This is a genomic window from Acrocarpospora catenulata, from assembly GCF_018476525.1.
GTDB classification, from domain to species: Bacteria; Actinomycetota; Actinomycetes; order Streptosporangiales; family Streptosporangiaceae; genus Acrocarpospora; species Acrocarpospora catenulata.
On sequence record NZ_JAHCST010000017.1, the window covers coordinates 116902 to 138416 of the forward strand.

The 21515-nt window shown below is 71.1% G+C and carries 19 protein-coding genes and 1 pseudogene; 17 read left to right on the forward strand and 3 right to left on the reverse strand.

Annotated elements, in window-relative coordinates:
- Positions 1–22 precede the first annotated feature (22 nt).
- A complete protein-coding gene (locus KIP79_RS19970) occupies positions 23–1378 on the reverse strand; it encodes an FAD-dependent oxidoreductase (RefSeq protein ID WP_214106375.1) in 1356 nt (451 codons plus the stop codon).
- A 147-nt stretch (positions 1379–1525) separates the two neighbouring features.
- On the opposite strand from KIP79_RS19970, the gene KIP79_RS19975 reads away from it, so the two are divergent.
- The 3 genes from KIP79_RS19975 to KIP79_RS19985 all read left to right on the forward strand — a co-directional run bounded on the left by KIP79_RS19975 (position 1526) and on the right by KIP79_RS19985 (position 4603).
- A complete protein-coding gene (locus KIP79_RS19975) occupies positions 1526–1954 on the forward strand; it encodes a hypothetical protein (protein WP_308169799.1) in 429 nt (142 codons plus the stop codon).
- A 271-nt stretch (positions 1955–2225) separates the two neighbouring features.
- Positions 2226–2801, forward strand: coding sequence for a hypothetical protein (locus KIP79_RS19980; protein WP_214106376.1), 576 nt, complete (start codon positions 2226–2228; stop codon positions 2799–2801).
- 59 nt (positions 2802–2860) lie between these two features.
- A complete protein-coding gene (locus KIP79_RS19985; RefSeq protein ID WP_214106377.1) occupies positions 2861–4603 on the forward strand; it encodes a proline--tRNA ligase in 1743 nt (580 codons plus the stop codon).
- Between the two features lie 124 nt (positions 4604–4727).
- Here the strand turns inward: KIP79_RS19985 and KIP79_RS19990 are convergent, their stop codons facing one another.
- A complete protein-coding gene (locus KIP79_RS19990) occupies positions 4728–5237 on the reverse strand; it encodes a ferritin-like domain-containing protein (protein WP_214106378.1) in 510 nt (169 codons plus the stop codon).
- Positions 5234–5767, reverse strand: a complete 534-nt coding sequence (locus KIP79_RS19995; protein ID WP_214106379.1) for a hypothetical protein — start codon at positions 5765–5767, stop codon at positions 5234–5236. Before KIP79_RS19995 ends, KIP79_RS19990 begins: the two co-directional genes overlap by 4 nt.
- Before the next feature lie 106 nt (positions 5768–5873).
- Here KIP79_RS19995 and rimP point away from each other — a divergent pair.
- The 14 genes and pseudogenes from rimP to dapB form a co-directional block, all read left to right on the forward strand.
- A pseudogene (rimP, locus tag KIP79_RS20000) lies at positions 5874–6389 on the forward strand (ribosome maturation factor RimP); the annotation flags it as partial.
- Positions 6390–6493: 104 nt separating this feature from the next.
- Positions 6494–7495, forward strand: coding sequence for a transcription termination factor NusA (nusA, locus tag KIP79_RS20005; protein WP_308169800.1), 1002 nt, complete (start codon positions 6494–6496; stop codon positions 7493–7495).
- Positions 7479–7769 carry a YlxR family protein gene (locus KIP79_RS20010; protein ID WP_214106381.1) on the forward strand — a complete coding sequence of 97 codons (291 nt, stop codon included), beginning with the start codon at positions 7479–7481 and terminating at the stop codon, positions 7767–7769. The genes nusA and KIP79_RS20010 overlap by 17 nt, the downstream gene beginning before the upstream one ends.
- A 224-nt stretch (positions 7770–7993) precedes the next feature.
- On the forward strand, positions 7994–11203 hold the full coding sequence (infB, locus tag KIP79_RS20015; protein ID WP_250213530.1) for a translation initiation factor IF-2: 3210 nt from the start codon (positions 7994–7996) through the stop codon (positions 11201–11203).
- Positions 11204–11293: 90 nt separating this feature from the next.
- Positions 11294–11602 (forward strand): DUF503 domain-containing protein, encoded by a 309-nt coding sequence (locus KIP79_RS20020; protein ID WP_214106383.1) that lies wholly within the window; start codon positions 11294–11296, stop codon positions 11600–11602.
- 48 nt (positions 11603–11650) lie between these two features.
- The gene (rbfA, locus tag KIP79_RS20025) at positions 11651–12154 is read left to right on the forward strand and encodes a 30S ribosome-binding factor RbfA (RefSeq protein WP_214106422.1); all 504 of its coding nucleotides are present in this window, start codon (positions 11651–11653) and stop codon (positions 12152–12154) included.
- On the forward strand, positions 12151–13161 hold the full coding sequence (locus KIP79_RS20030; RefSeq protein ID WP_214106384.1) for a DHH family phosphoesterase: 1011 nt from the start codon (positions 12151–12153) through the stop codon (positions 13159–13161). The genes rbfA and KIP79_RS20030 overlap by 4 nt, the downstream gene beginning before the upstream one ends.
- A complete protein-coding gene (gene truB / locus KIP79_RS20035; RefSeq protein WP_214106385.1) occupies positions 13158–14051 on the forward strand; it encodes a tRNA pseudouridine(55) synthase TruB in 894 nt (297 codons plus the stop codon). The genes KIP79_RS20030 and truB overlap by 4 nt, the downstream gene beginning before the upstream one ends.
- A 75-nt stretch (positions 14052–14126) precedes the next feature.
- Entirely contained in the window at positions 14127–15074 is a 948-nt protein-coding gene (locus KIP79_RS20040) for a bifunctional riboflavin kinase/FAD synthetase (protein ID WP_214106386.1), read from the forward strand.
- A 189-nt stretch (positions 15075–15263) separates the two neighbouring features.
- A complete protein-coding gene (locus tag KIP79_RS20045; protein ID WP_214106387.1) occupies positions 15264–16280 on the forward strand; it encodes a DUF6461 domain-containing protein in 1017 nt (338 codons plus the stop codon).
- Between the two features lie 124 nt (positions 16281–16404).
- Positions 16405–16674 carry a 30S ribosomal protein S15 gene (gene rpsO / locus KIP79_RS20050; protein ID WP_214106388.1) on the forward strand — a complete coding sequence of 90 codons (270 nt, stop codon included), beginning with the start codon at positions 16405–16407 and terminating at the stop codon, positions 16672–16674.
- Between the two features lie 319 nt (positions 16675–16993).
- Positions 16994–19318, forward strand: coding sequence for a polyribonucleotide nucleotidyltransferase (locus tag KIP79_RS20055; protein WP_214106389.1), 2325 nt, complete (start codon positions 16994–16996; stop codon positions 19316–19318).
- Positions 19315–20637 (forward strand): M16 family metallopeptidase, encoded by a 1323-nt coding sequence (locus KIP79_RS20060; RefSeq protein WP_308169802.1) that lies wholly within the window; start codon positions 19315–19317, stop codon positions 20635–20637. The genes KIP79_RS20055 and KIP79_RS20060 overlap by 4 nt, the downstream gene beginning before the upstream one ends.
- A gap of 130 nt (positions 20638–20767) precedes the next feature.
- Positions 20768–21505 (forward strand): 4-hydroxy-tetrahydrodipicolinate reductase, encoded by a 738-nt coding sequence (dapB, locus tag KIP79_RS20065; RefSeq protein ID WP_214106390.1) that lies wholly within the window; start codon positions 20768–20770, stop codon positions 21503–21505.
- Positions 21506–21515: the final 10 nt, after the last annotated feature.

Consider the following 21515-nt stretch of genomic DNA (forward strand, 5'->3'; position numbering starts at 1 on the left):
TCCGGCATCCGGCGACGGCGGGCTACTCCGGGCCGGGGGTGCGGCCCATCGCGTCCAGCATGGCGTCCCGGCCGACCAGCTTGACCCGGTCGCCCCGGTCCAGCGTGCGGGCCAGTTTCTCCTCGGCCGCCTCGATGGCCAGCCAGTCCTGGTAGGTGATCGGCCGCACGCCGCGCTCGGCCAGCAGCCGGTCCAGGGCGGGCCGCTCGGCGGCGGGGGTCACCTCGGCCAGCAGGGTGCGCACGGTCTCGGCGGCGTCGGACTTGTTGGTGCCGATCACCCCGGTCGGGCCGCGCTTGAGCCAGCCCGCCACGTACTCCCGGTCCCGGACCCTGCCCGCCTCGTTCGGCACGGTCATGGTGCGCTCGTCGAAGGGCACCCCCGGCAGCGGCACGCTCTGGTAGCCGACCGAGCGGAGCACCAGGTCAGCGGGGATGGTCTCGAACTCGCCGGTGCCGACCACCCGGCCGCCCGCCAGCCGGGTGCGCTCCAGCCGCAGGCCCTCCACCCGGGAGACGCCGAGGATCTCCACCGGGCGCAGCCAGAACCGCACCTCCATGCGGCGCGGCCGGTCCTCGGGCGCCCGTCCGGCCCAGGACTGGAGCACGTCCACGTTCCCGCGCACCTGCCGGGAGAGCGTGGTCAGGTCCTCGACCCGGACCTCGTCCGGGTAGGTCAGGATGTCGGCGTTGAGCAGCTCGCCCAGCTCGCGCAGTTCCTTGAGGGTGAACTTGGCGTGCGCGGCCCCACGCCGCCCGATCATGTGGATACGCTTCACCCGGGACTGCTCCAGCGCCCCGAGCACCTGGTCGGGCACGTCGGTGGCGCGCAGCTCCTCGGCGCTCTTGGCCAGGATCCGGACCACGTCCACCGCGACGTTGCCGACCCCGATGACCGCGACCTCCTCGGCGTCCAGCGTGAACTCGGGCGCGTCCGGGTGGCCGCAGTACCAGTTGACGAAGTCGGTGGCGGCGACGCTGCCCGGCAGGTCCTCGCCGGGGATGCCGAGCTGCCGGTCCACCATCGCGCCGGTGCAGTAGACCACGGCGTCGTAGCAGGTGAGCAGGTCGGACACGGACAGGTCGGCGCCGAGTTCCACGCCGCCGAGGAAGCGCACGCCCGGGGTCTCCAGCACCCGGCGCAGGTATCCGGCGATGGATTTGATCGACGTGTGGTCCGGCGCCACGCCGTACCGCACCAGCCCGTACGGCGTGGGCAGGCGCTCCAGCACATCGACTGCGACCGGCCCGGACGCCTGCTTGGTCAGCGCTTCCGCCGTGTAGATGCCGGCGGGGCCCGAGCCCACGATCGCAACACGCAAGGTCACCAGATCCTCCAAGGGAGAGTTACCCGGAATTCTTCCCCCATCCGCCACCATGGGACCAGAGGTCAAGTTCTACGGCGCGCCGGAGCGTTCCCGCAAGAGCGAATTGGGGCTTGCCTGGGGGACCAACCACGATCACAGTTGTCTCCCGTGAGCTCTGGGGCGAAGAGGCGGCGGCAACCTGCGCGGAATCCACGAGGCGTGAGCCCCGGCCCCGGATCCCCCGGCCCCGGCTCCGACGCTCGGCGGTACGAGGTGCTCGGCCGGGTGCTGGCCGCGCTGGCCGCCGAGCCCGAGGCGATCGAGTCCTGCCGGGACCTGGCCTGGTGGCAGGGCGCCGGCGACGGCTGGGAGATCGAGTGGCGGGAGGGCCCGTACGCCGGCGAGCTGTCCGCGCTGCTGGCCGACCGGCTCCGCGACGGCGGCCTGGACGAGCTCCGCCGGGGGCCCGCCGAGCACGCCACCGCCGTGCTCGAGGTGCTGGGGGTTCCGGTCACGCTCTGTGCGATCGATCCGATCGGCCTGGACCGGATGCGGCACCGCCCCGGGGTCTGGCGGATGGCCCAGGCGCTCGACCCGCTCCAGCACACGGCCGTGCGCAGCCCCTGGGAGGAACTGCTCGGCGGCTGATTTTCCGGTTCCTTCACCAGCCCGGATGCCCTGTGGCTGCGTGCTTGGCACGGTGCCGGCCGATCGTTCTTTACCGGTTTGTGCGTGTTGCTATTTGCGGTTCTTTGATGCCCGAATATCCTGTGATATAGCCGCACGTAGATCGGGGGATCGGGTGGCCTGGGCTTTTGTAAAAGCCAAGCAAAAAAGACGAAAAGACAAGGTAAGCAATATCGGTCCAGACCAGGACTATGTAGCGCTCGACCGGCGGGAACGCCGGATCCAGTGGTACATGGTCGCGTCATTGGTCGTCGGTGCTCTGATTGGCGGGCTGGGCGGGGGCCTGGCCGAAATCGTGCCCGAATGGGTGCTGTCGATCTATGACCCCTTCATCTTCATGGCCCTCACCGTGGTGGTCGGCTGGAACGCGGCAAGTTTCGGCTGGTCGCTGGTGAACGGCGCGCTCGCCGCGTTCGGCAGCCTGGTCGGGCAGATCATGGCCAGCGTCGCCGTCCACGGGTTGTCGCCCTTCGACGGACTCGCCGGGGGTGCCTCGGGGTTGAATGTGCTGCTCCTGGCGCTGACCGTGCTGGGACCTCTCGCGTATCTGGCCAACCGGACGGACGGCTGGGGCGTCGTCGCCTGCGGCATGACCGCCGGGGTGGTCCTCGGCGAGGCCGTCGAGGAACTGGTGCACCTGCTGCACGGCCAGCCGTACCAGGGCTGGCAGTGGGCCGTCGGCACCGGCTTCGCGCTGGCCGCCGTCATCCTGCTGGTCTTCGCCCGCCGGGCCGCCGCCCGCCTGTACGCGCTGCTGGTGGCCATGGCCTACTCCAGCTCGTACGGCATGCTCGCGCTGGCGCTCTAACGGCCCGCAGAAGTCGCTAGCCTTAGCGCTAGCATCAGCGACCAAGCCGAGGAGTAGCCGTGCTACTGCGTATGTCGACCCTGTTCCTGCGCACCCTGCGTGAGGATCCGGCGGACGCGGAAGTGCCGAGCCACAAGCTGCTCGTCCGCGCCGGATACGTGCGCAGGGTCGCCCCCGGCATCTACTCCTGGCTGCCGCTCGGCAAGATCGTGCTGGAGAACGTGGCCCGGGTCGTCCGCGAGGAGATGAACCGGATGGGCGCCCAGGAGGTGCTATTCCCGGCCCTGCTGCCCCGCGAGTTCTACGAGCCCACCGGCCGCTGGACCGAGTACGGGGACACCCTCTTCCGGCTCAAGGACCGCAAGGGCGTCGACTACCTGCTCGGGCCCACCCACGAGGAGATGTTCACCGACATGGTCAAGGGGGAGTACTCCTCCTACAAGGACTACCCGGTGACCCTCTACCAGATCCAGACCAAGTACCGGGACGAGGCCCGCCCCCGGGCGGGCATCCTGCGCGGCCGCGAGTTCGTCATGAAGGACTCCTACTCCTTCGACCTGGATGACGACGGCCTCAAGCGCTCCTACGAGCAGCACCGCGAGGCCTACATCCGGATCTTCGAGCGGCTCGGCATCGAGGTGCGGATCTGCTTCGCCACCTCCGGCGCGATGGGCGGCTCGGCCTCCGAGGAGTTCCTGGCCCCCAGCCCGACCGGCGAGGACACCTTCGTGGCCTGCCACACCTGCGGCTACGCGGCCAACGCCGAGGCGGTCACCACCCCGGCGCCGCACGCCGACCGCGGCGTCACGCCCCCGCTCCAGGTGCTGGACACCCCGAACACGCCCACCATCGAGACCCTGGTCAACCACCTCAACGAGCACCACGGCCTGGGCATCACCGCCGCCGACACGCTCAAGAACGTGGTGATCAAGGTCGCCACGCCGGGCGTCAAGGAGCCGGAGACGCTGATCATCGGCGTGCCCGGGGACCGCGAGGTGGACTTCAAGCGCCTGGAGGCCGCGCTGGCCCCCGGCGAGCCCGCCATCTTCGAGGCCGAGGACTTCGCCCGCCACCCCGGCCTGGTGCGCGGCTACATCGGCCCCCAGGTGCTCAAGGAGCTCGGCATCCGCTACCTGGTCGACCCCCGCGTGGTGGACGGCACCGCCTGGGTCACCGGCGCCAACGAGCCGGGACGGCACGCGGTCAACGTGGTGGCCGGGCGGGACTTCACCCCCGACGGCACCATCGAGGCCGCCGAGGTCCGGGCCGGGGACGCCTGCCCGGTCTGCGGCTCCGGCCTGTCCATCGACCGGGGCATCGAGATCGGCCACATCTTCCAGCTGGGCCGCAAGTACGCCGACGCCGCCCAGCTCGACGCGCTCGGCCCCGACGGCAAGCCGATCCGGATCACCATGGGCTCCTACGGCATCGGGGTCTCCCGGGCGGTGGCCCTGCTGGCCGAACAGCGCCACGACGAGCTGGGCCTGGTCTGGCCGCGCGAGGTGGCCCCCGCCGACGTGCACATCGTGGGCACCGGCAAGGAGAACCAGATCGAGGTGGCCACCGGGCTGGCCGAGGAACTGGAGGCGCGCGGCCTGCGGGTGCTGCTGGACGACCGCGCCGGGGTCTCGCCGGGCGTCAAGTTCAAGGACGCCGAGCTGCTCGGCATGCCCACCGTGCTGATCGTCGGCCGGGGCGTCTCCCAGGGCGTCGTGGAGCTACGCGACCGCGCCTCCGGGACCAAGGAGGAGATCCCGCTCGACGAGGCCGTGAGCCGCGTTCTGGCCGCCGCCCAGGGCTGATCACACAGAGCCGCCCAGGGTTGATCACACAGAACGGCGACCCGCTGTCACGGGGGAGGGGCAGCGGGCCGCTCGTTCTGGTGAACTACCCGTCAAAAGAAGTTCAAACTTGTCCCGCGCGGGCCTATTGGCTCGTGGAGGCCGGCGGCACCGGCGTCGGGTCGGTACGGCCGGGCGTGGCTCCCGGGAAGGCGCCGGACGGCATGCCCGGCAGCGTGTCGATCACCGGGCGCCAGCCGTACCCCCGGACCGCGCACTCCTGCAGGGCCAGCGCGGCCAGGCGGCGCAGCCCCGGATCGGGGTCGGCGGACAGCTCCAGGTAGGCCATGCCCACCCGCTCCTCGATGTAGGCGGCCAGCCGGGCCGCCTGGGCGGGCGTGGTCACCTCGAACGGCAGCTGGTAGGTGGGCCCTGGCTCGGCCGGGGCCTCCCCCCGCTGGGTCATCAGCGCGCGTAGCTGGTCACGCCTGGCCCGGTGCGCGTCGAACCCGGCGTTGGCCCTGGTCCGCAGCGTGCCCCCGGTCCGGGCGCCGATCACTCCGTAGGCGTACACGGCGGCGTGCTCGGCGGCCAGCGCCTTGCCCAGCGCCCCCGGTCCCGACCTCCCGACCCCGCTCATCCCGAACCCGCTCATCGCAGCCGCCCGAGGGCGATCACGTGCAGCGCCTCGCAGGCGCCGATGCTGCTCAGCAGCTGGGAGAGCACGGGGGAGGCGACCGACAGCTGCTCGGGCCTGGTCGCGGCGGCCTTCCGCTCGGCCTCCCGCAGGAACGCCACCGAGACGTCCGTAGCGGTGACCGGGGAGGAGGAGCTCGACGGGGAGGCGACAGCCTGCTCCGCGAGGGCCTTCTCCGGGAGATGACGGCGCAGCGCGGTCAGGTGGGCCAGGTGCCGCTGCTGGAAGGGTTGGAGCGCTCCCGCCAGGTCCGCGTCGGAGAGTGTGGCCTGCTGGTAGTAGGACACCATCTGCTCCTTGCCGGCGATCACTCCGGCCAGCAGCGTGAGCTCCGGGTCCGGCGGCTCGGGCGCGGCCTGCTCGGGGGCCGGGGCGCTCGCGCAGCCCACCGCCAACGCGGCCGTGGCGCCGATGGTGACCCCGAAGAGAGAACGCCGGGAGATGCCGGAGTTACCGGAATCCCTGGTGCCCGCCGCTTCCTGCCTCACGACGTCCCATCGTACGGCTCGGCGGGCAGTGCTGCTCTTTCTGCGCCCTCGTGTCGATAGGCTGTGGGCACGTTGGGCGAGGTACGCCCGTGAATGGGAGGTCGGCATGGGCAGCGACGCTCGACGCGACCGCCTTGTGGCGCTTCTCGGCCCGGTGGTCGCCGCCGAGGGGCTTGATCTGGAGGATGTCACCATCACTCCGGCGGGCAAACGGCGGCTGGTGCGCGTGGTGGTCGACCGCGACGGCGGCATCAGCCTCGACGACGTCTCCGAGGTGAGCCGCTCGGTCTCCGAACGGCTGGACGCCACCGACGTGCTCGGCGGCGGGCCGTACGTGCTGGAGGTGACCTCCCCGGGCGTGGACCGGCCGCTCACCCAGCCCCGCCACTGGCGGCGTGCCAGCGGCCGGCTGGTCAAGGCCGAGCTGCGCGACGGGGCCGTGGCCGAGGGCCGCATCCTGGCGGTGGACGAGGCCGGCGTGGAGATCGAGGGCGCCGGGCGGTACGGGTTCCCCGATCTGGTCAAGGGCAAGGTCCAGGTGGAGTTCCGCCGCCCCGGCGAGGACCGCGACGAACTTGACGAACTCGAGGACTCCGAAGTCTCCGCAGATGACGACACAGACGCAGATACAGACGTAGATATAGACATAGACGACGAGGAAGACATCGATGGCGATGATGCCGCCGATGGCATCGCACACCGCGATGCGGGCTAAGGGGGAGCCTTGTGGACATTGACATGAGCGTCCTGCGCAGCCTGGAGCGGGAGAAGGACATCTCGTTCGACCTCGTCGTGAAAGCGATCGAGGACGCGCTGCTGATCGCCTACTTCCGGACCGAGGGCGCCGCGCAGAAGGCCCGCGCCCAGCTCGACCGGGTCTCCGGCCACGTCTCGATCCTCGCCGCCGAGCTGGACGACGAGGGCGCCGTGGTCCGGGAGTACGACGACACCCCGGGCAACTTCAGCCGGATCGCCGCGACCACCGCCAAGCAGGTCATCCTCCAGCAACTGCGGGACGCGGAGGACGAGATCAACTTCGGCGAGTTCGCCAGCCGGGAGGGCGAGTTGGTGGCCGGCATCATCCAGCAGGGCAAGGACCCTCGGGTGGTGCTGGTGGACCTCGGCAAGATCGAGGCCATCCTACCGCACAACGAGCAGGTGCCCGGCGAGGAGTACACCCACGGCGAGCGCATCCGCTGCTTCGTGGTGCAGGTGAAGAAGGGCAACAAGGGGCCCTCGGTCACGCTCAGCCGCACCCACCCGAACCTGGTGAAGAAGCTGTTCGCGCTGGAGGTCCCGGAGATCGCCGACGGCTCGGTGGAGATCGCCGCCATCGCCCGCGAGGCCGGGCACCGCACGAAGATCGCGGTGCGCTCCCGGAAGAGCGGGGTCAACGCCAAGGGCGCCTGCATCGGCCCGATGGGCTCGCGGGTGCGGAACGTGATGACCGAGCTGCACGGCGAGAAGATCGACATCATCGACTGGTCGGAGGACCCGGCCGAGTTCGTGGGGAATGCGCTGTCACCCGCACGTGTTTCCCGCGTTGAGGTCGTGGACGCGGAGGGCCGGGTGGCCCGGGTCACGGTGCCCGATTACCAGCTCTCGCTGGCGATCGGCAAGGAGGGCCAGAACGCGCGGCTCGCGGCCCGGCTCACCGGGTGGCGCATCGACATCCGGCCGGACACTCAAGAGGCACCGGCCGATCCCGCTGATGCGTCGGCAAGGTAAGCTGGAATATGGTGGCCAGGCCGTCCCGCTGAGAACATGCGTGGGCTGCCGGGTTCGCACGGCCAAGTCCGAGCTACTCCGTCTGGTAGTGGTCGAGGGTGTCATCACCCCTGACCAGCAAGGACGGCTCCCCGGCCGGGGTGCGTCACTGCATCCGGCCATGAGCTGTCTGGAGCTCGCCGAACGTCGCCGGGCGTTCACTCGCGCTTTTCGCGCCGAGGGAACGCTCGATGTCACGTGTCTGCGGGCTTACCTGCTGGATGGCCGGGCTTGACGCGATCAAGCAGCCGGGTGAAGGGTTACCAACCTGTCATGAAAGACGCCGAGTTGATGGGCGGAGTCAGATTGCTATGAGCGCCTGATGAGCACGCGGCAATGAGTACGTCCAGGTAGCGACGGTCCGGCGGCACAGCCTCCCGGGCCGAGTTAGGGAGTGCAGTGGCGAAGGTCCGGGTATACGAACTCGCCAAGGAGTTCGGAGTGGAGAGCAAGGTCGTCATGGCCAAGCTCACCGAAATGGGCGAGTTTGTGAGATCGGCTTCTTCAACGATTGAAGCGCCGGTCGTCCGTAAACTCACGGAGGCGTTCGGTAAGGGCGACTCCAGGGGCGGGAAGTCCGCTCCGCGGCCACAGCCGAGGCCGATGCCTCGGCCGGCCGAGAACCAGTCGGGAAACGGCGCGCAGGCGCCCGCTTCCCCCTCTACTTCTGCTGCTCCGATTCCGGAGGGCATCCGCCCGGCCCCGCCGAAGCCCGGCCCGCGGCCGGCGCCTCGGCCGGTGCCGATGCCGCACCCGCCGCAGCAGGCCGTGCCCCAGCCTCCGCAGGGTGGCGGCCCGCGTCCGGGTCAGGAGCACCGCGAGCCGCAGCGGGAGCGCGAGCACCGTCCGGAGCCGCGTCAGGAACGCCAGGAGCGTCAGGAACACCGGCACGAGCCGCGTCCCGAGGCGCCGCGTCCGGCGGCCGCGTCCGGCCCCCGGCCGCCGGTGCCGGGGGTGCCCGGCGCCGGGCCCAAGCCGGGCCCGCGTCCGACTCCCGGCCCGCGTCCGGGTGGTCCCGGCGCGCCCCAGGGCGGCCGTCCGTCCGGCTCGTCGGCGCCCAAGCCGGGCCCGCGTGGCCCGCGCCCGGGCAACAACCCGTTCTCGTCCACGGCCAGCGGCATGGGCCAGCGTCCGGCACGGCCGGGCGGCCCCGACCGCCCGGACCGTCCGGAGCGCGGTGACCGGGGCGACCGTCCCGACCACCGTGACCGTGGCCCGCGTGAGGATCGCGGTCCCCGCGACGACCACCGTGGCGACCACCGCGGCGACCGTCCGGACCGTGGTCCCCGCGAGCCGCGCCGCGACGGCGGGCCGCGTCCCGGTGGGCCGCGTCCCGGCCCGGTGGGTGCCGGTCCGCGTCCTGGGCCGCCTTCGGGTGGTCCGCGCCCCGGCCCCGGCGCCGGTGGTCCGCGTCCGCCGGCGGGTGCCGGTGGCCCCCGTCCCGGTGGGCCGCGGCCGAACCCGTCGATGATGCCGCAGGGCCGTCCGTCCGGTCCCGGTGGCGGTGGCCCGCGTCCCGGCGGTGGCGGCGGTGGCCGTCCCGGCGGTGGCGGCGGTGGCGGCCGTCCGGGTGGCGGCGCCGGTGGCGGCCGTCCCGGTGGCGGCACCGGCTTCGCCGGTCGCCCGGGTGGTGCCGGTGGCGGCGGTGGCCGTCCCGGTGGTGCCGGTGGTGGGCCCGGCGGTGGCGGCGGCGGTGGCTTCGGCGGCCGTCCCGGCCCCGGTGGCCGTGGCCGCGGTGGCGGCACGGCGGGTGCCTTCGGCCGTCCCGGCGGGCGTCCGACCCGGGGTCGCAAGTCCAAGCGCCAGCGGCGCCAGGAGTTCGACAACATGTCGGCCCCGGCGATCGGCGGCGTGCAGGCTCCCCGTGGTGGCGGCCAGACCATCCGCCTGCCGCGCGGCGCCTCGCTGTCGGACTTCGCCGACCGGATCGGCGCCAACCCGGCCGCTCTGGTGCAGATCATGCTGCACCTCGGCGAGATGGTGACCGCCACCCAGTCGGTCAACGAGGAGACCCTGCAGCTGCTCGGCGCGGAGCTGGACTACGTGGTCCAGGTCGTCAGCCCCGAGGAGGAGGACCGCGAGCTGCTGGAGTCCTTCAAGATCGAGTTCGGTGAGGACGAGGGCGACGAGGCCGACCTCGCGCCGCGTCCGCCGGTGGTGACCGTCATGGGTCACGTCGACCACGGTAAGACCAAGCTGCTGGACGCCATCCGGAACACCAACGTGGTGGCCCGGGAGGCCGGCGGCATCACCCAGCACATCGGCGCCTACCAGGTCTCCACCCAGCACGAGGGTGAGGACCGGAAGATCACCTTCATCGACACCCCGGGTCACGAGGCGTTCACCGCCATGCGGGCCCGCGGCGCCCAGGCCACCGACATCGCGGTGCTGGTGGTCGCGGCCGACGACGGTGTGAAGCCGCAGACCATCGAGGCGCTCAACCACGCCCAGGCGGCCGACGTGCCGATCGTGGTCGCGGTCAACAAGGTGGACAAGGAGGGGGCGGACCCGATGAAGGTCCGGTCCCAGCTCACCGAGTACGGCCTGGTCGCCGAGGAGTTCGGTGGCTCCACCCTGTTCGTGGACATCTCCGCCAAGCAGGGCACCGGCATCGACAACCTGCTGGAGGCGATCCTGCTCACCGCGGACGCCGAGCTGGACCTGCGGGCCAACCCGGACATGGACGCCCAGGGTCTGGCCATCGAGGCCCACCTGGACAAGGGCCGTGGTCCGGTGGCGACCGTGCTGGTGCAGCGCGGCACGCTCCGGGTCGGCGACTCGATCGTCTGTGGCGAGGCGTTCGGCCGAGTCCGGGCCATGCTGGACGACAACCTGGCCACCGTGGAGGAGGCCGACCCGTCCCGTCCGGTGCAGGTGCTCGGCCTCACCGCGGTGCCGCGCGCCGGTGACAACTTCCTGGTGGTCACCGACGACCGGATGGCCCGGCAGATCGCCCAGCAGCGGGCGGCCCGCCAGCGCATCGCCGACATGGCCAAGGCCGGCCGGCGCCGCACGCTGGAGGAGCTGTTCAGCGACTACGAGAAGGGCAAGATCGACGAGCTCAAGCTCATCATCAAGGGCGACGTGTCCGGTTCGGTGGAAGCACTGGAGGACGCGCTGCTCAAGATCGATGTGGGCGAGGAGGTCAACCTCCGGGTGCTGCACCGCGCGGTCGGTGCGATCACCGAGTACGACGTCAACCTGGCGATCGCGGACGACAACGCCGTGATCATCGGCTTCAACGTGCGGCCCGAGGTCCGGGCCCGCGACCTGGCCGAGCGCGAGGGCGTCGACATCCGCTACTACTCGGTGATCTACCAGGCCATCGAGGAGATCGAGGCGGCCCTGAAGGGCATGCTCAAGCCGGAGTTCGAGGAGATCAGGACCGGCACCGCCGAGGTCCGCGAGGTCTTCAAGGTGCCGAAGGTCGGCAACATCGCGGGCTGCCTGGTGCGGTCCGGCGTCATCACCCGCAACAGCAAGGCCCGGATCATCCGCGACGGCGTGGTCATCGCGGACAACCTCACGGTCAGCTCGCTGCGCCGGTTCAAGGACGACGCCACCGAGGTCCGCGAGGGCTACGAGTGTGGTATCGGTGTCGGGTACAACGACATCAAGATCGACGACGTCGTCGAGACGTTCGAGATGCAGGAGAAGCCCCGCACCTGACGAGGCTCTCACCCGGTTCCCGGGCCGTCACGGCCCGGGAACCGTCCCTTCCCACGACCCTTCGCGCCAGGGTTGATGGCGCACAAAACCATGTATGTCGGTGCTCTGACGTTGGACATCCTGCTCGGCGAGGTGCACTCGCTGAAGGAGAAGCGCTCCGTGGTCCGTCCCCTCGTGGCCGAGGTGAAACGCCGTTTCCCGGCGGTCGCGGTGGCCGAGACCGGCTACCAGGACCTGTACCGGCGGGCCGAGATCGGCATCGCCGTGGTCTCCGGTTCCGCGGTCAACTGCAACGAGGTGCTGGACGCCTGCGAGCGGGTGATCGCCTTCCATCCGGAGATCGAGCTGCTCTCGGCACGGCACCGGTTGTTCAACGACGAGGACAGCGGCGAGGAATAGGCGGCGTCGTCTCAGCGTCTGCCGTACATCCAAGGAAAGGGGAGCGCGATCATGGATGCCGCGCGAGCCAGGAAGCTGGCGGACCGGATTCAGCAGGTCGTCGCCGAGATGCTGGAACGCCGGATCAAGGATCCGCGGCTCGGTTTCGTGACCGTCACCGACACCCGGGTGACCAACGACCTGAGCGACGCCACCGTCTTCTACACCGTGTTCGGCTCCGAGGCCGCGCGGAAGGACACCGCCGCCGCGCTGGAGAGCGCCAAGGGCATCATCCGCTCGGAGGTGGGCCGGCAGACCGGCCTGCGGCACACCCCCACGCTGACGTTCGTGCACGACCCGCTGCCGGACAGCGCCCGGCACCTGGATGATCTGCTGGCCGAGGCCAAGGCCCGGGACGAGGAGATCGCCCGCCGGGCCGAGGGCGCCGAGTACGCCGGAGACGCCGACCCCTACCGGCGTGACGAGGAAGAGGCCGAGGCCGAGTTCGAGGACGAGATCAAGAACGAAGACCTCGAGGCCGGTCTACCCGGAGCCGGACGCGCCGCCACGTGACATCGGAAGTACAGATCCAGCCCAGCGACGTGGCCGAAGCCGACTGGGAACGCGCCGTGGCGCTGCTGCGGCGGCACGAGACGGTCGCGCTGGCCTGCCACGTGACGCCGGACGGCGACGCGCTCGGCTCGATGCTCGCCTGCGGTCTGGCGCTCCGCCAGGCCGGCAAGCGGGTGGTGGCCTCCTTCGGGGACCAGGCCTTCCAGGTGCCCCGGCTGCTGCGCTTCCTGCCCGGCCAGGAGCTGCTGGTGCCGCCGGCGGAGTTCCCCGCCGGGCCGCCGCTGATGATCACGTTCGACGCCTCCACGGTGGACCGGCTCGGGCTGCTCATCCCGGCCGCCAGGGAGGCCGGTGAGCTGGTCGTGGTGGACCACCACGCCTCCAATACCGGCTTCGGCTCGGTGCACCTGGTGAACCCGGTCGCCGCGGCCACCGCGGTGCTGGTCGAGGAGCTGATCGAGCGGCTCGGTCTGGTGGTCACCAAGGACATCGCCACCTGCCTGTACACGGGTCTGGTGACCGACACCGGATCCTTCCGCTACCCCGCCACCACACCGGCCGTGCACGCCATGGCCGGGCGGCTGCTGGCCACCGGCCTCGACCCGGACGCCATCGCCAGGGAGCTCTGGGACCGCTCGCCCTTCGGCTACCTGCGGGTGCTGGGCGTCGCGCTGTCCCGGGCCGCCTTCGAGCCGGACGCGGCCGGTGGGGCCGGGCTGGTCTGGACCAGGGTCACCCGGCAGGACCGGGCCCAGTGCGGCCTCCCGTACGACGAGGTGGAGGGCATGATCGACGTGATCCGCAAGGTGGACGGCGCCGACGTGGCCGTGGTGCTCAAGGAGGACGACGCGGGTGCCTGGAACGTGTCCACCAGGTCCAAGGGCCGGGTGGACGTGGGCCGGGCCTGCGCGGCGCTGGGCGGCGGCGGCCACCGGGGCGCGGCCGGCTTCACCTCCGCCGATTCCCCGGAACAGACCATGGCCCGGCTGAGAGAGCTGCTGTCTTGAGTAACGCGAAAAGCAGGCGCACCCCGCCGCCGAGCGGGATCGTCGTCGTCGACAAACCGGCTGGCTGGACCTCGCACGACGTGGTCGCCAAGATGCGTGGCATCGCGGGCACCAGGAAGGTCGGCCACGCCGGCACCCTGGACCCGATGGCCACCGGCGTGCTGGTGGTCGGGGTGGAGAAGGCCACCCGGCTGCTGGGCCACCTGGCGCTGACCGAGAAGGTGTACGAGGCGAGCATCCGCCTGGGGGTGTCCACCAACACCGACGACGCCGAGGGCGAGGTCACCGCGACGGCTCCGGCCGGCCATCTGGCCGACGCGGAGATCATGTCCGGGGTGGCCGCGCTGACCGGGGAGATCATGCAGATTCCCCCGCAGGTCAGCGCGATCAAGGTGAACGGCGAACGGGCCTACAAGCGGGCCCGGGCGGGCGAGGAAGTGGAACTCCAGGCCCGGCCGGTGACCGTGTACGCCTTCGAGGTGACCGCGATCCGGCGGGACGGTGAGGCCGTGGACGTGGACGCGGTGATCACCTGCTCGTCCGGGACCTACATCCGGGCGCTGGCCCGGGACCTGGGGGCCGGGCTCGGGGTGGGCGGGCATCTGACCGCCCTGCGCCGCACCCGGGTGGGCCCGTACACGGCGGGACGCACCCTGGAGGAGCTCCAGAAGGAGTGCGTGATCATGCCGATCGGGGAGGCCGTCGCGGCGGCCTTCCCGCGCCGGGACGTGACCGAGGAGCAGGCCAGACTGGTCGCGCACGGCGGGCGGCTGCCCGCGGCCGGGCTCGGCGCGGGCCCCATCGGGGTCTTCGGCCCGGACGGCGGGCTGCTCGCGCTGGTGGAGGAGCGCGGCGGCAACGCCAAGCCCCTGGCCGTCTTCGTGTCCTGACCTTGTGGCACGCTTGTGGTCGGACAGTCAACATCCAGCGTCCAGAGATTCACGCGTTTCGAGATTGGGGTCGACGTGCGGGGCTGGCACGGATTGCCCGAGGTGCCCGGGGACTGGGGCAGGTCGGTTGTCACCATCGGTGTCTTCGACGGCGTGCACCGTGGGCACGTGGGCCTGGTGGGCCGCGCGGTGGCGCTCGCCCGTGAGCTGGGCGTGTCGTCGGTCGCGGTCACCTTCGACCCGCACCCGGACGAGGTGATCCGCCCCGGCAGCCATCCGCCGCAGCTCACCCAGGAGCGGCGGCGCACCGAACTGCTGGCCGAACTGGGGGTGGACGCGGTGCTGGTGCTCCCGTTCACGCTGGAGTTCTCCCGGATGTCGCCGGACGAGTTCGTGCAGACCGCCCTGGTGGACCGGCTGCACGCGGCCGGCGTGGTGGTGGGGGAGAACTTCCGGTTCGGCCACAAGGCCGCCGGCGACCTGGAGACCCTGCGCACGCTGGGCGAGAAGTACGACTTCTTCGCCGAGGGCGTGCCGCTGGTCAGCAACGGGGAGACGATCTCGTCCACCATGGTCAGGGAGCGCCTGGCGGAAGGTGACGTGACGGGCGCCGCCGCGGCCCTGGGCCGCCCGCACCGGGTGGAGGGCGTGGTGGTCCGCGGCCACCAGCGGGGCCGGGCGCTCGGCTTCCCCACCGCCAACGTGGAGTCCCCCCGGTACACCGCGATCCCGGCGGACGGGGTCTACGCGGGCTGGCTCCAGGTGACTCAGTCGCCCTCGCCGTACCAGGGGGAGCGGTGGCCGGCCGCGATCTCGATCGGCACCAACCCGACCTTCGCCGGCGTGGAGCGCACCGTCGAGGCGTACGCGCTGGACCGTGACGACCTGGACCTCTACGGCGCGCACGTGGGCGTGGACTTCTCCGCCCGGCTCAGGGACACCCTGCGGTTCGACTCGATCGAGGCGCTGGTCGAGCAGATGGGCGCGGACGTGGCCGAGGCGCGGCGGTTGACCACGGGTTGACCCGGCCCTGACCGATCCGCTCCGCGAGAGGCCCGATCCGGCGTAATGTCGCCGTGGGCCGTTTCCGGTGGGACTGCTGATCCCCGGGAACGGTGAGTGACGGGTGGGGGCCCGGCACTGTGCACGGTTGACCCATCCGATTTCGGTCCCGTACGCGCCCGGCGGGGCCCTGGCTACTGGCGGCAGCACATGGCTGACGATCTTCTTGAGTACTACCGGCACCTGCTCGACAAGCACTGGGTCCTGCGCGATCACGCCACCCTCTGCTGGATCGAGGGCGGCACCAGCGCCACGGCCGCCCGCAGATACGGCACCGACGTGGTCGGCCCCGACCCGCAGACCCTGCTGGAGGCGGCCGATGAGGGCTACGACGACGGGGTGGTCGTGCTCGACGACCTGGGCGGCTGGGTGGTGGGCGTGGAGTTCCACGCGCAGGGCATCCGGCCGGAGGTGATGCGGGGCCTGTCGGCGTACGGCTCGGCGTTCGCGGTGCGGCCCGGCGGCGTGCCCGAGTTCGCCCTCTACCGGGACGGCGTACGGGTCACCCACGTGCGCCGCCAGTCCGGGCGGTGGGGTCACTCCCCGCACGAGCTGGAGGAGCTGATGAAGGGCCTGCCGTGCGCCGAGGGCTCCCCGGTCGACTCCTGGGGCGAGGCGGCACTGGCGCTCGGCGAGCGGGTGACCGGGGTCCGGCTGGAGGTGGAGCGGCTGGGCGGGGTGCTCGACCGGTACACCGTGCTCCGCCCGCTGCCGCTGGACCCGGTCCCGCTGGCGCTGCGCGAGCACCCGGTGGCCAGGGACCCGGAGCTGGCCGCCGTGCTGGCCGACCCGGCCGGGCGCCGTCGGGCCATCGCGGTGCTGGCCGCCCGGCAGGCGGTGACCGACACCGGGCTGACCGGCGCGGAGGTGAGCACGGCGCTGCGCGTGCTGGCCGGGATGAGCGCGGGAAACCCCGGCGGCGCGAAGCTCGCGAGCGCGGCCCGGCTGGACGTGGCCGCGCTGCGCGCCGGCCTGCGCACGCTGCTGCCCGGCCTGGACGGCGACCGCGCCCAGGCGCTCAAGGTGCTGATCGCGGCGCTGGACCCGGACGAGACCGCCGCCGCCGGCGAGGCCACCCGCCTCGGCTGGCGCCTCGACGCCGGCGACCCGGAGGCAGAGGTGCGCTGGACGATTTTGCGCACCTGCGCACGCGCGGTCAGGCACTGAGCTGCGGTGGTAACCTTGACCGTCGGCTGAGTATTCGTCGGCCTCGTCACGGCGACTGTAGGCACGCACGGTCGTTCGCGGGCATCGGAAATTTTACGCGTGCCTCCCATGTGAAGGAGAGAGAGTGTCGCTCGACACCGCAACCACGAAGGCCATCATCAGCGAGTACGGCACCGCCGAAGGCGACACCGGCTCCCCTGAGGTGCAGATCGCGCTGCTCAGCCGTCGCATCAGCGACCTGACCGAGCACCTCAAGACGCACAAGCACGACCACCACAGCCGCCGCGGCCTGCTCCTGCTGGTCGGCCGTCGGCGTCGCCTGCTCAAGTACCTGCAGGCCAAGGACATCACGCGCTACCGCAGCCTGATCGAGCGGCTGGGTCTGCGCCGATAGCGTGAAACGGAGCGGTGGGTATCGCCGCTCCGTTTCGTACGTGGATCGCAACGTACCTAGAGTCGTACTGATACGACTACAACTGAACAGCCGAAAGGGAGAGCGGGCCGTGTCGGCCCGCTCGACCCCGAGAACCAGTGCCCCGCGTCCGCACAGCAAGCACACCCGCGCGATCCCGCGGCGTGAGAGGGCCGGTCCTCGGTAGTGGCCCCCGGTCATGGTGAACCGGGCGCTTCGATCGAAGACCGGCGCTGCACCAACGGGGAGCGGCGGAGAACACACGGACGTGGGGTGACCGACCCGAGCAAGGAGGTCCCCCGTGGAGGGTGTCCACAGCACGGAAGCCGTCATCGACAACGGCTCATTCGGCACGCGTACCATCCGGTTCGAGACCGGCCGGCTGGCGCGCCAGGCGGCGGGTTCCGCCGTCGTCTACCTGGACGACGAGACCATGGTCCTGTCCGCCACCACCGCGTCCAAGAATCCCAAGGACAGCCTCGACTTCTTCCCGCTGACGGTGGACGTCGAGGAGCGCATGTACGCGGCGGGCCGCATTCCCGGCTCGTTCTTCCGCCGGGAGGGCCGGCCGTCCGAGGACGCGATCCTCACCTGCCGGCTGATCGACCGGCCGCTCCGCCCGTCCTTCGTGAAGGGCCTGCGCAACGAGATCCAGGTCGTGGCGACGATCATGTCGCTGCACCCCGACCACCTCTACGACGTGGTCGCCATCAACGCCGCCAGCCTCTCCACCCAGCTGGCCGGGCTGCCGTTCTCCGGCCCCATCGGCGGCGTGCGGGTGGCCCTGATCAGCGGCCAGTGGGTGGCCTTCCCGACCCACACCGAGCTGGAGGGCGCCACCTTCGACATGGTGGTGGCCGGCCGGGTGCTGTCCGACGGGGACGTCGCGATCATGATGGTCGAGGCGGAGTCCACCAAGGACACGCTGAAGCTGGTGGCCGAGGGCGCGCTCGCGCCCACCGAGGAGAGCGTCGCCCAGGGTCTTGAGGCGGCCAAGCCGTTCATCAAGGTGCTCTGCGAGGCGCAGGCCAAGCTGGCCGAGGTGGCCGGCAAGGAGACCGCCGAGTACCCGATCTTCCTGGACTACCAGGAGGACGCGCTGCAGGCCGTGGAGGGCGCGGTCCGCAGCGAGCTGGCCGCCGCGCTCACCATCGCCGCCAAGCAGGACCGCGAGACCGAGATCGAGCGGGTCAAGGCGCTGGCCGCGGAGAAGCTGCTGGCCGACTTCGAGGGCCGGGAGAAGGAGATCTCCGCCGCCTTCCGCAGCCTCACCAAGAAGCTCATGCGGGAGCGGGTCATCAGCGAGGGCATCCGCATCGACGGGCGCGGCCCCAAGGACATCCGGCAGCTCAACGCCGAGGTCCACGTGGTGCCCCGGGTGCACGGCTCGGCCCTGTTCGAGCGCGGGGAGACCCAGATCCTGGGCATCACCACGCTGAACATGCTCCGGATGGAGCAGATGATCGACACGCTCAACCCCGAGCGCACCAAGCGCTACATGCACAACTACAACTTCCCGCCGTACTCCACCGGTGAGACCGGCCGGGTGGGCTCGCCCAAGCGGCGCGAGATCGGCCACGGCGCGCTGGCCGAGCGGGCACTCATCCCCGTGCTGCCCACCCGCGAGGAGTTCCCGTACGCGATCCGCCAGGTCTCCGAGGCGCTCGGCTCCAACGGCTCCACCTCGATGGGGTCGGTCTGCGCCTCCACGATGGCGCTGCTGGACGCCGGCGTGCCGCTCAAGGAGATGGTCGCGGGCATCGCGATGGGCCTGATCGGCGAGGGTGACCAGTTCATCACGCTCACCGACATCCTGGGCGCCGAGGACGCCATGGGCGACATGGACTTCAAGGTCGCCGGCACCAAGGACGTGATCACCGCCCTCCAGCTGGACACCAAGCTGGACGGCATCCCGGCCACCGTGCTGGCCGCCGCGCTCAAGCAGGCCCGCGGCGCCCGGCTGGCCATCCTGGAGGTCATGCAGGAGGCCATCGACTCCCCGGCCGAGATGAACCCGACCGCGCCGCGGATCATCACCATCAAGGTCCCGGTGGACAAGATCGGCGAGGTCATCGGCCCCAAGGGCAAGATGATCAACCAGATCCAGGACGACACCGGCGCCGAGATCACCATCGAGGACGACGGCACCATCTACATCGGCGCCACCGACGGCCCGTCCGCCGAGGCGGCGCGCAGCGCCATCAACGCGATCGCCAACCCGCACATGCCGGAGGTGGGCGAGCGTTACCTGGGCACGGTCGTGAAGATCGCGGCGTTCGGCGCGTTCGTCTCGCTGATGCCCGGTAAGGACGGTCTGCTGCACGTCTCCCAGATCCGCAAGCTGCACGGCGGCAAGCGCATCGAGAACGTCGAGGACGTGATGGGCGTCGGCGAGAAGATCCAGGTGGAGATCGCCGAGATCGACGCGCGCGGCAAGCTCTCCCTGGTCCCCGTCGAGGTGGTGGAGAAGGAGGCGGCCGAGAAGGCGGCCCGCGCCGAGGCCGGCGAGCCCGAGCCCGCCGAGGCCCCCGCACGCGAGCCGCGTGAGCCGCGTGAGGGGCGCGAGTCCGGTGATGGCCGGCCGCGCCGTCGCACCAGAGGCGGACGGGACGAGCGCAACTCGTGAGCGTCTTGACGGCCACCAGCACGCTGTTCTCCGGGAAGGACGGTGCCGGTGTGGTTCGCCGCACCGTCCTGCCCGGGGGGCTCCGGGTGGTGACGGAGACCATGCCGACCGTGCGCAGCGTGGCGGTCGGCGCCTGGGTGGGCATCGGGTCCCGGGACGAGGCCCCCGAGCACACGGGGGCCACCCACTTCCTGGAGCACCTGCTCTTCAAGGGCACCCCCACCCGGGACTCGATGGAGATCTCCGCCTCCATCGAGGGCATCGGCGGCGAGATCAACGCCTTCACCGCCAAGGAGTACACCTGCTACTACGCGCGGGTGCTCGACGAGGACCTGCCGCTGGCCATCGACGTGCTGGCCGACGTGGTGACCTCCTCGCTGATCAGTGACGCGGACGTGGAGTCGGAGCGTGGCGTGATCCTGGAGGAGATCGCCATGCACGACGACGACCCCTCCGACGTGGTGCACGAGGCGTTCGCCGGGGAACTCTACGGCGACACCCCCATCGGGCGGCCCATCCTGGGCAACGAGGACTCCATCAACGCGCTCTCCCGGGGGCGCATCCACGAGTACTACCAGCGGTTCTACCTGCCCTCGCACACGGTCATCTCGGTGGCGGGGAACGTGGAGCACGAGCGGGTGGTGGAGCTGGTGGCCCTGGCCTATCAGCGGGCCGGGGCGTTCGGCGGGTCCGCGGAGCCGATTCCGCCCCGGCTGGGCGGGCCCGGCGTGGCCGAGCGGTCCGGGGTGCGGGTGGTGGACCGGCCGACCGAGCAGGCCAACCTGGTGCTGGGCACCACCGGCGTGAGCCGTACCGACGACCGGCGGTTCGCGCTCGGGGTGCTGAACGCGGCACTCGGCGGCGGGATGTCGTCGCGGTTGTTCCAGGAGATCCGGGAGAAGCGCGGGCTGGCGTACTCCGCCTACAGCTTCACCTCGCAGTACGCGGACACCGGGCAGTTCGGGATCTATGTCGGCTGCCTGCCGTCCAAGATAGACGACGTGCTCAAGATCTGCCGGGACGAGGTCGCCCGGGTGGTCGCCGAAGGGCTCACCGAGGAGGAGATCGCCCGGGGCAAGGGTCAGATGCGCGGTGGTCTGGTGCTCGGCCTGGAGGACACCGGTTCGCGGATGTCACGCATCGGCAAGAGCGAGCTCGTCTACGACCGCCTGATGTCGGTGGACGAGGTGCTCTCCCGAATCGAGCAGGTGACCTCGGACGACATCAACCAGGTAGCCCAAGCGGTCCTCAGCCGCCCGATGACCCTGGCCGTGATCGGACCATATGGCGACAAGGACTTCACGTCCGCCATCGCGTGATCCCATAGTTTGTGGAAGGGCCCGCTCGCGCGGGCCTTTCTTTTTTCCTTTACGGCTTCGCCCACCACCCCTGCGGCGCTCCTCACCGTTGAGGGTGATCGCCGTTACGGCCGACCGATAGGCTGGGCCGATGATTAAGGTTGGGGTGCTTGGGGCGCGGGGGCGTGTTGGGGTCGAGGTTTGTAAGGCTGTGCATGCGGCGCAGGATATGGAGCTGGTCGCGGCTGTCGACAAGGATGATTCGCTGGAGTTGTTGAGCCCGGCTGAGGTCGTTGTCGACTTCACTCACCCTGATGTGGTGATGGGGAATCTGGAGTGGTGCATCGGGCGGGGGATTCATCCTGTGGTGGGGACCACGGGGTTCGACGCGGAGCGGCTGGAGTCGGTGCGGGGGATGCTCGCGCGTAACCCGGGGACCAATGCCTTGATCGCGCCGAATTTCGGGATCGCGGCCGTGCTGATGATGCACTTCGCGCAGCAGGCGGCCAGGTACTTCGAGTCGGTGGAGATCGTCGAGCTGCACCACCCGAACAAGGCCGACGCGCCCTCGGGGACCGCGCGCCGGACGGCCGAGCTGGTCGCGGAGGCGCGGCGGAAGGCCGGCGTCGGCGTGTCGCCGGACGCCACGACGCAGGAGCTCGACGGGGCTCGCGGGGCGACCGTGGACGGGGTGCGGGTGCACGCGGTCCGGCTGTCCGGGCTGGTGGCCCACCAGGAGGTCATCATGGGGGGCGAGGGGGAGATCCTCACCATTCGCCATGACTCCATGAACCGGGCCTCGTTCACGCCTGGCGTGCTGCTGGGGGTGCGGCGGGTGCGGGACCTGCCGGGGCTGACAGTCGGGCTGGAGAGCCTTCTGGATCTCTAGGAGAGCGATC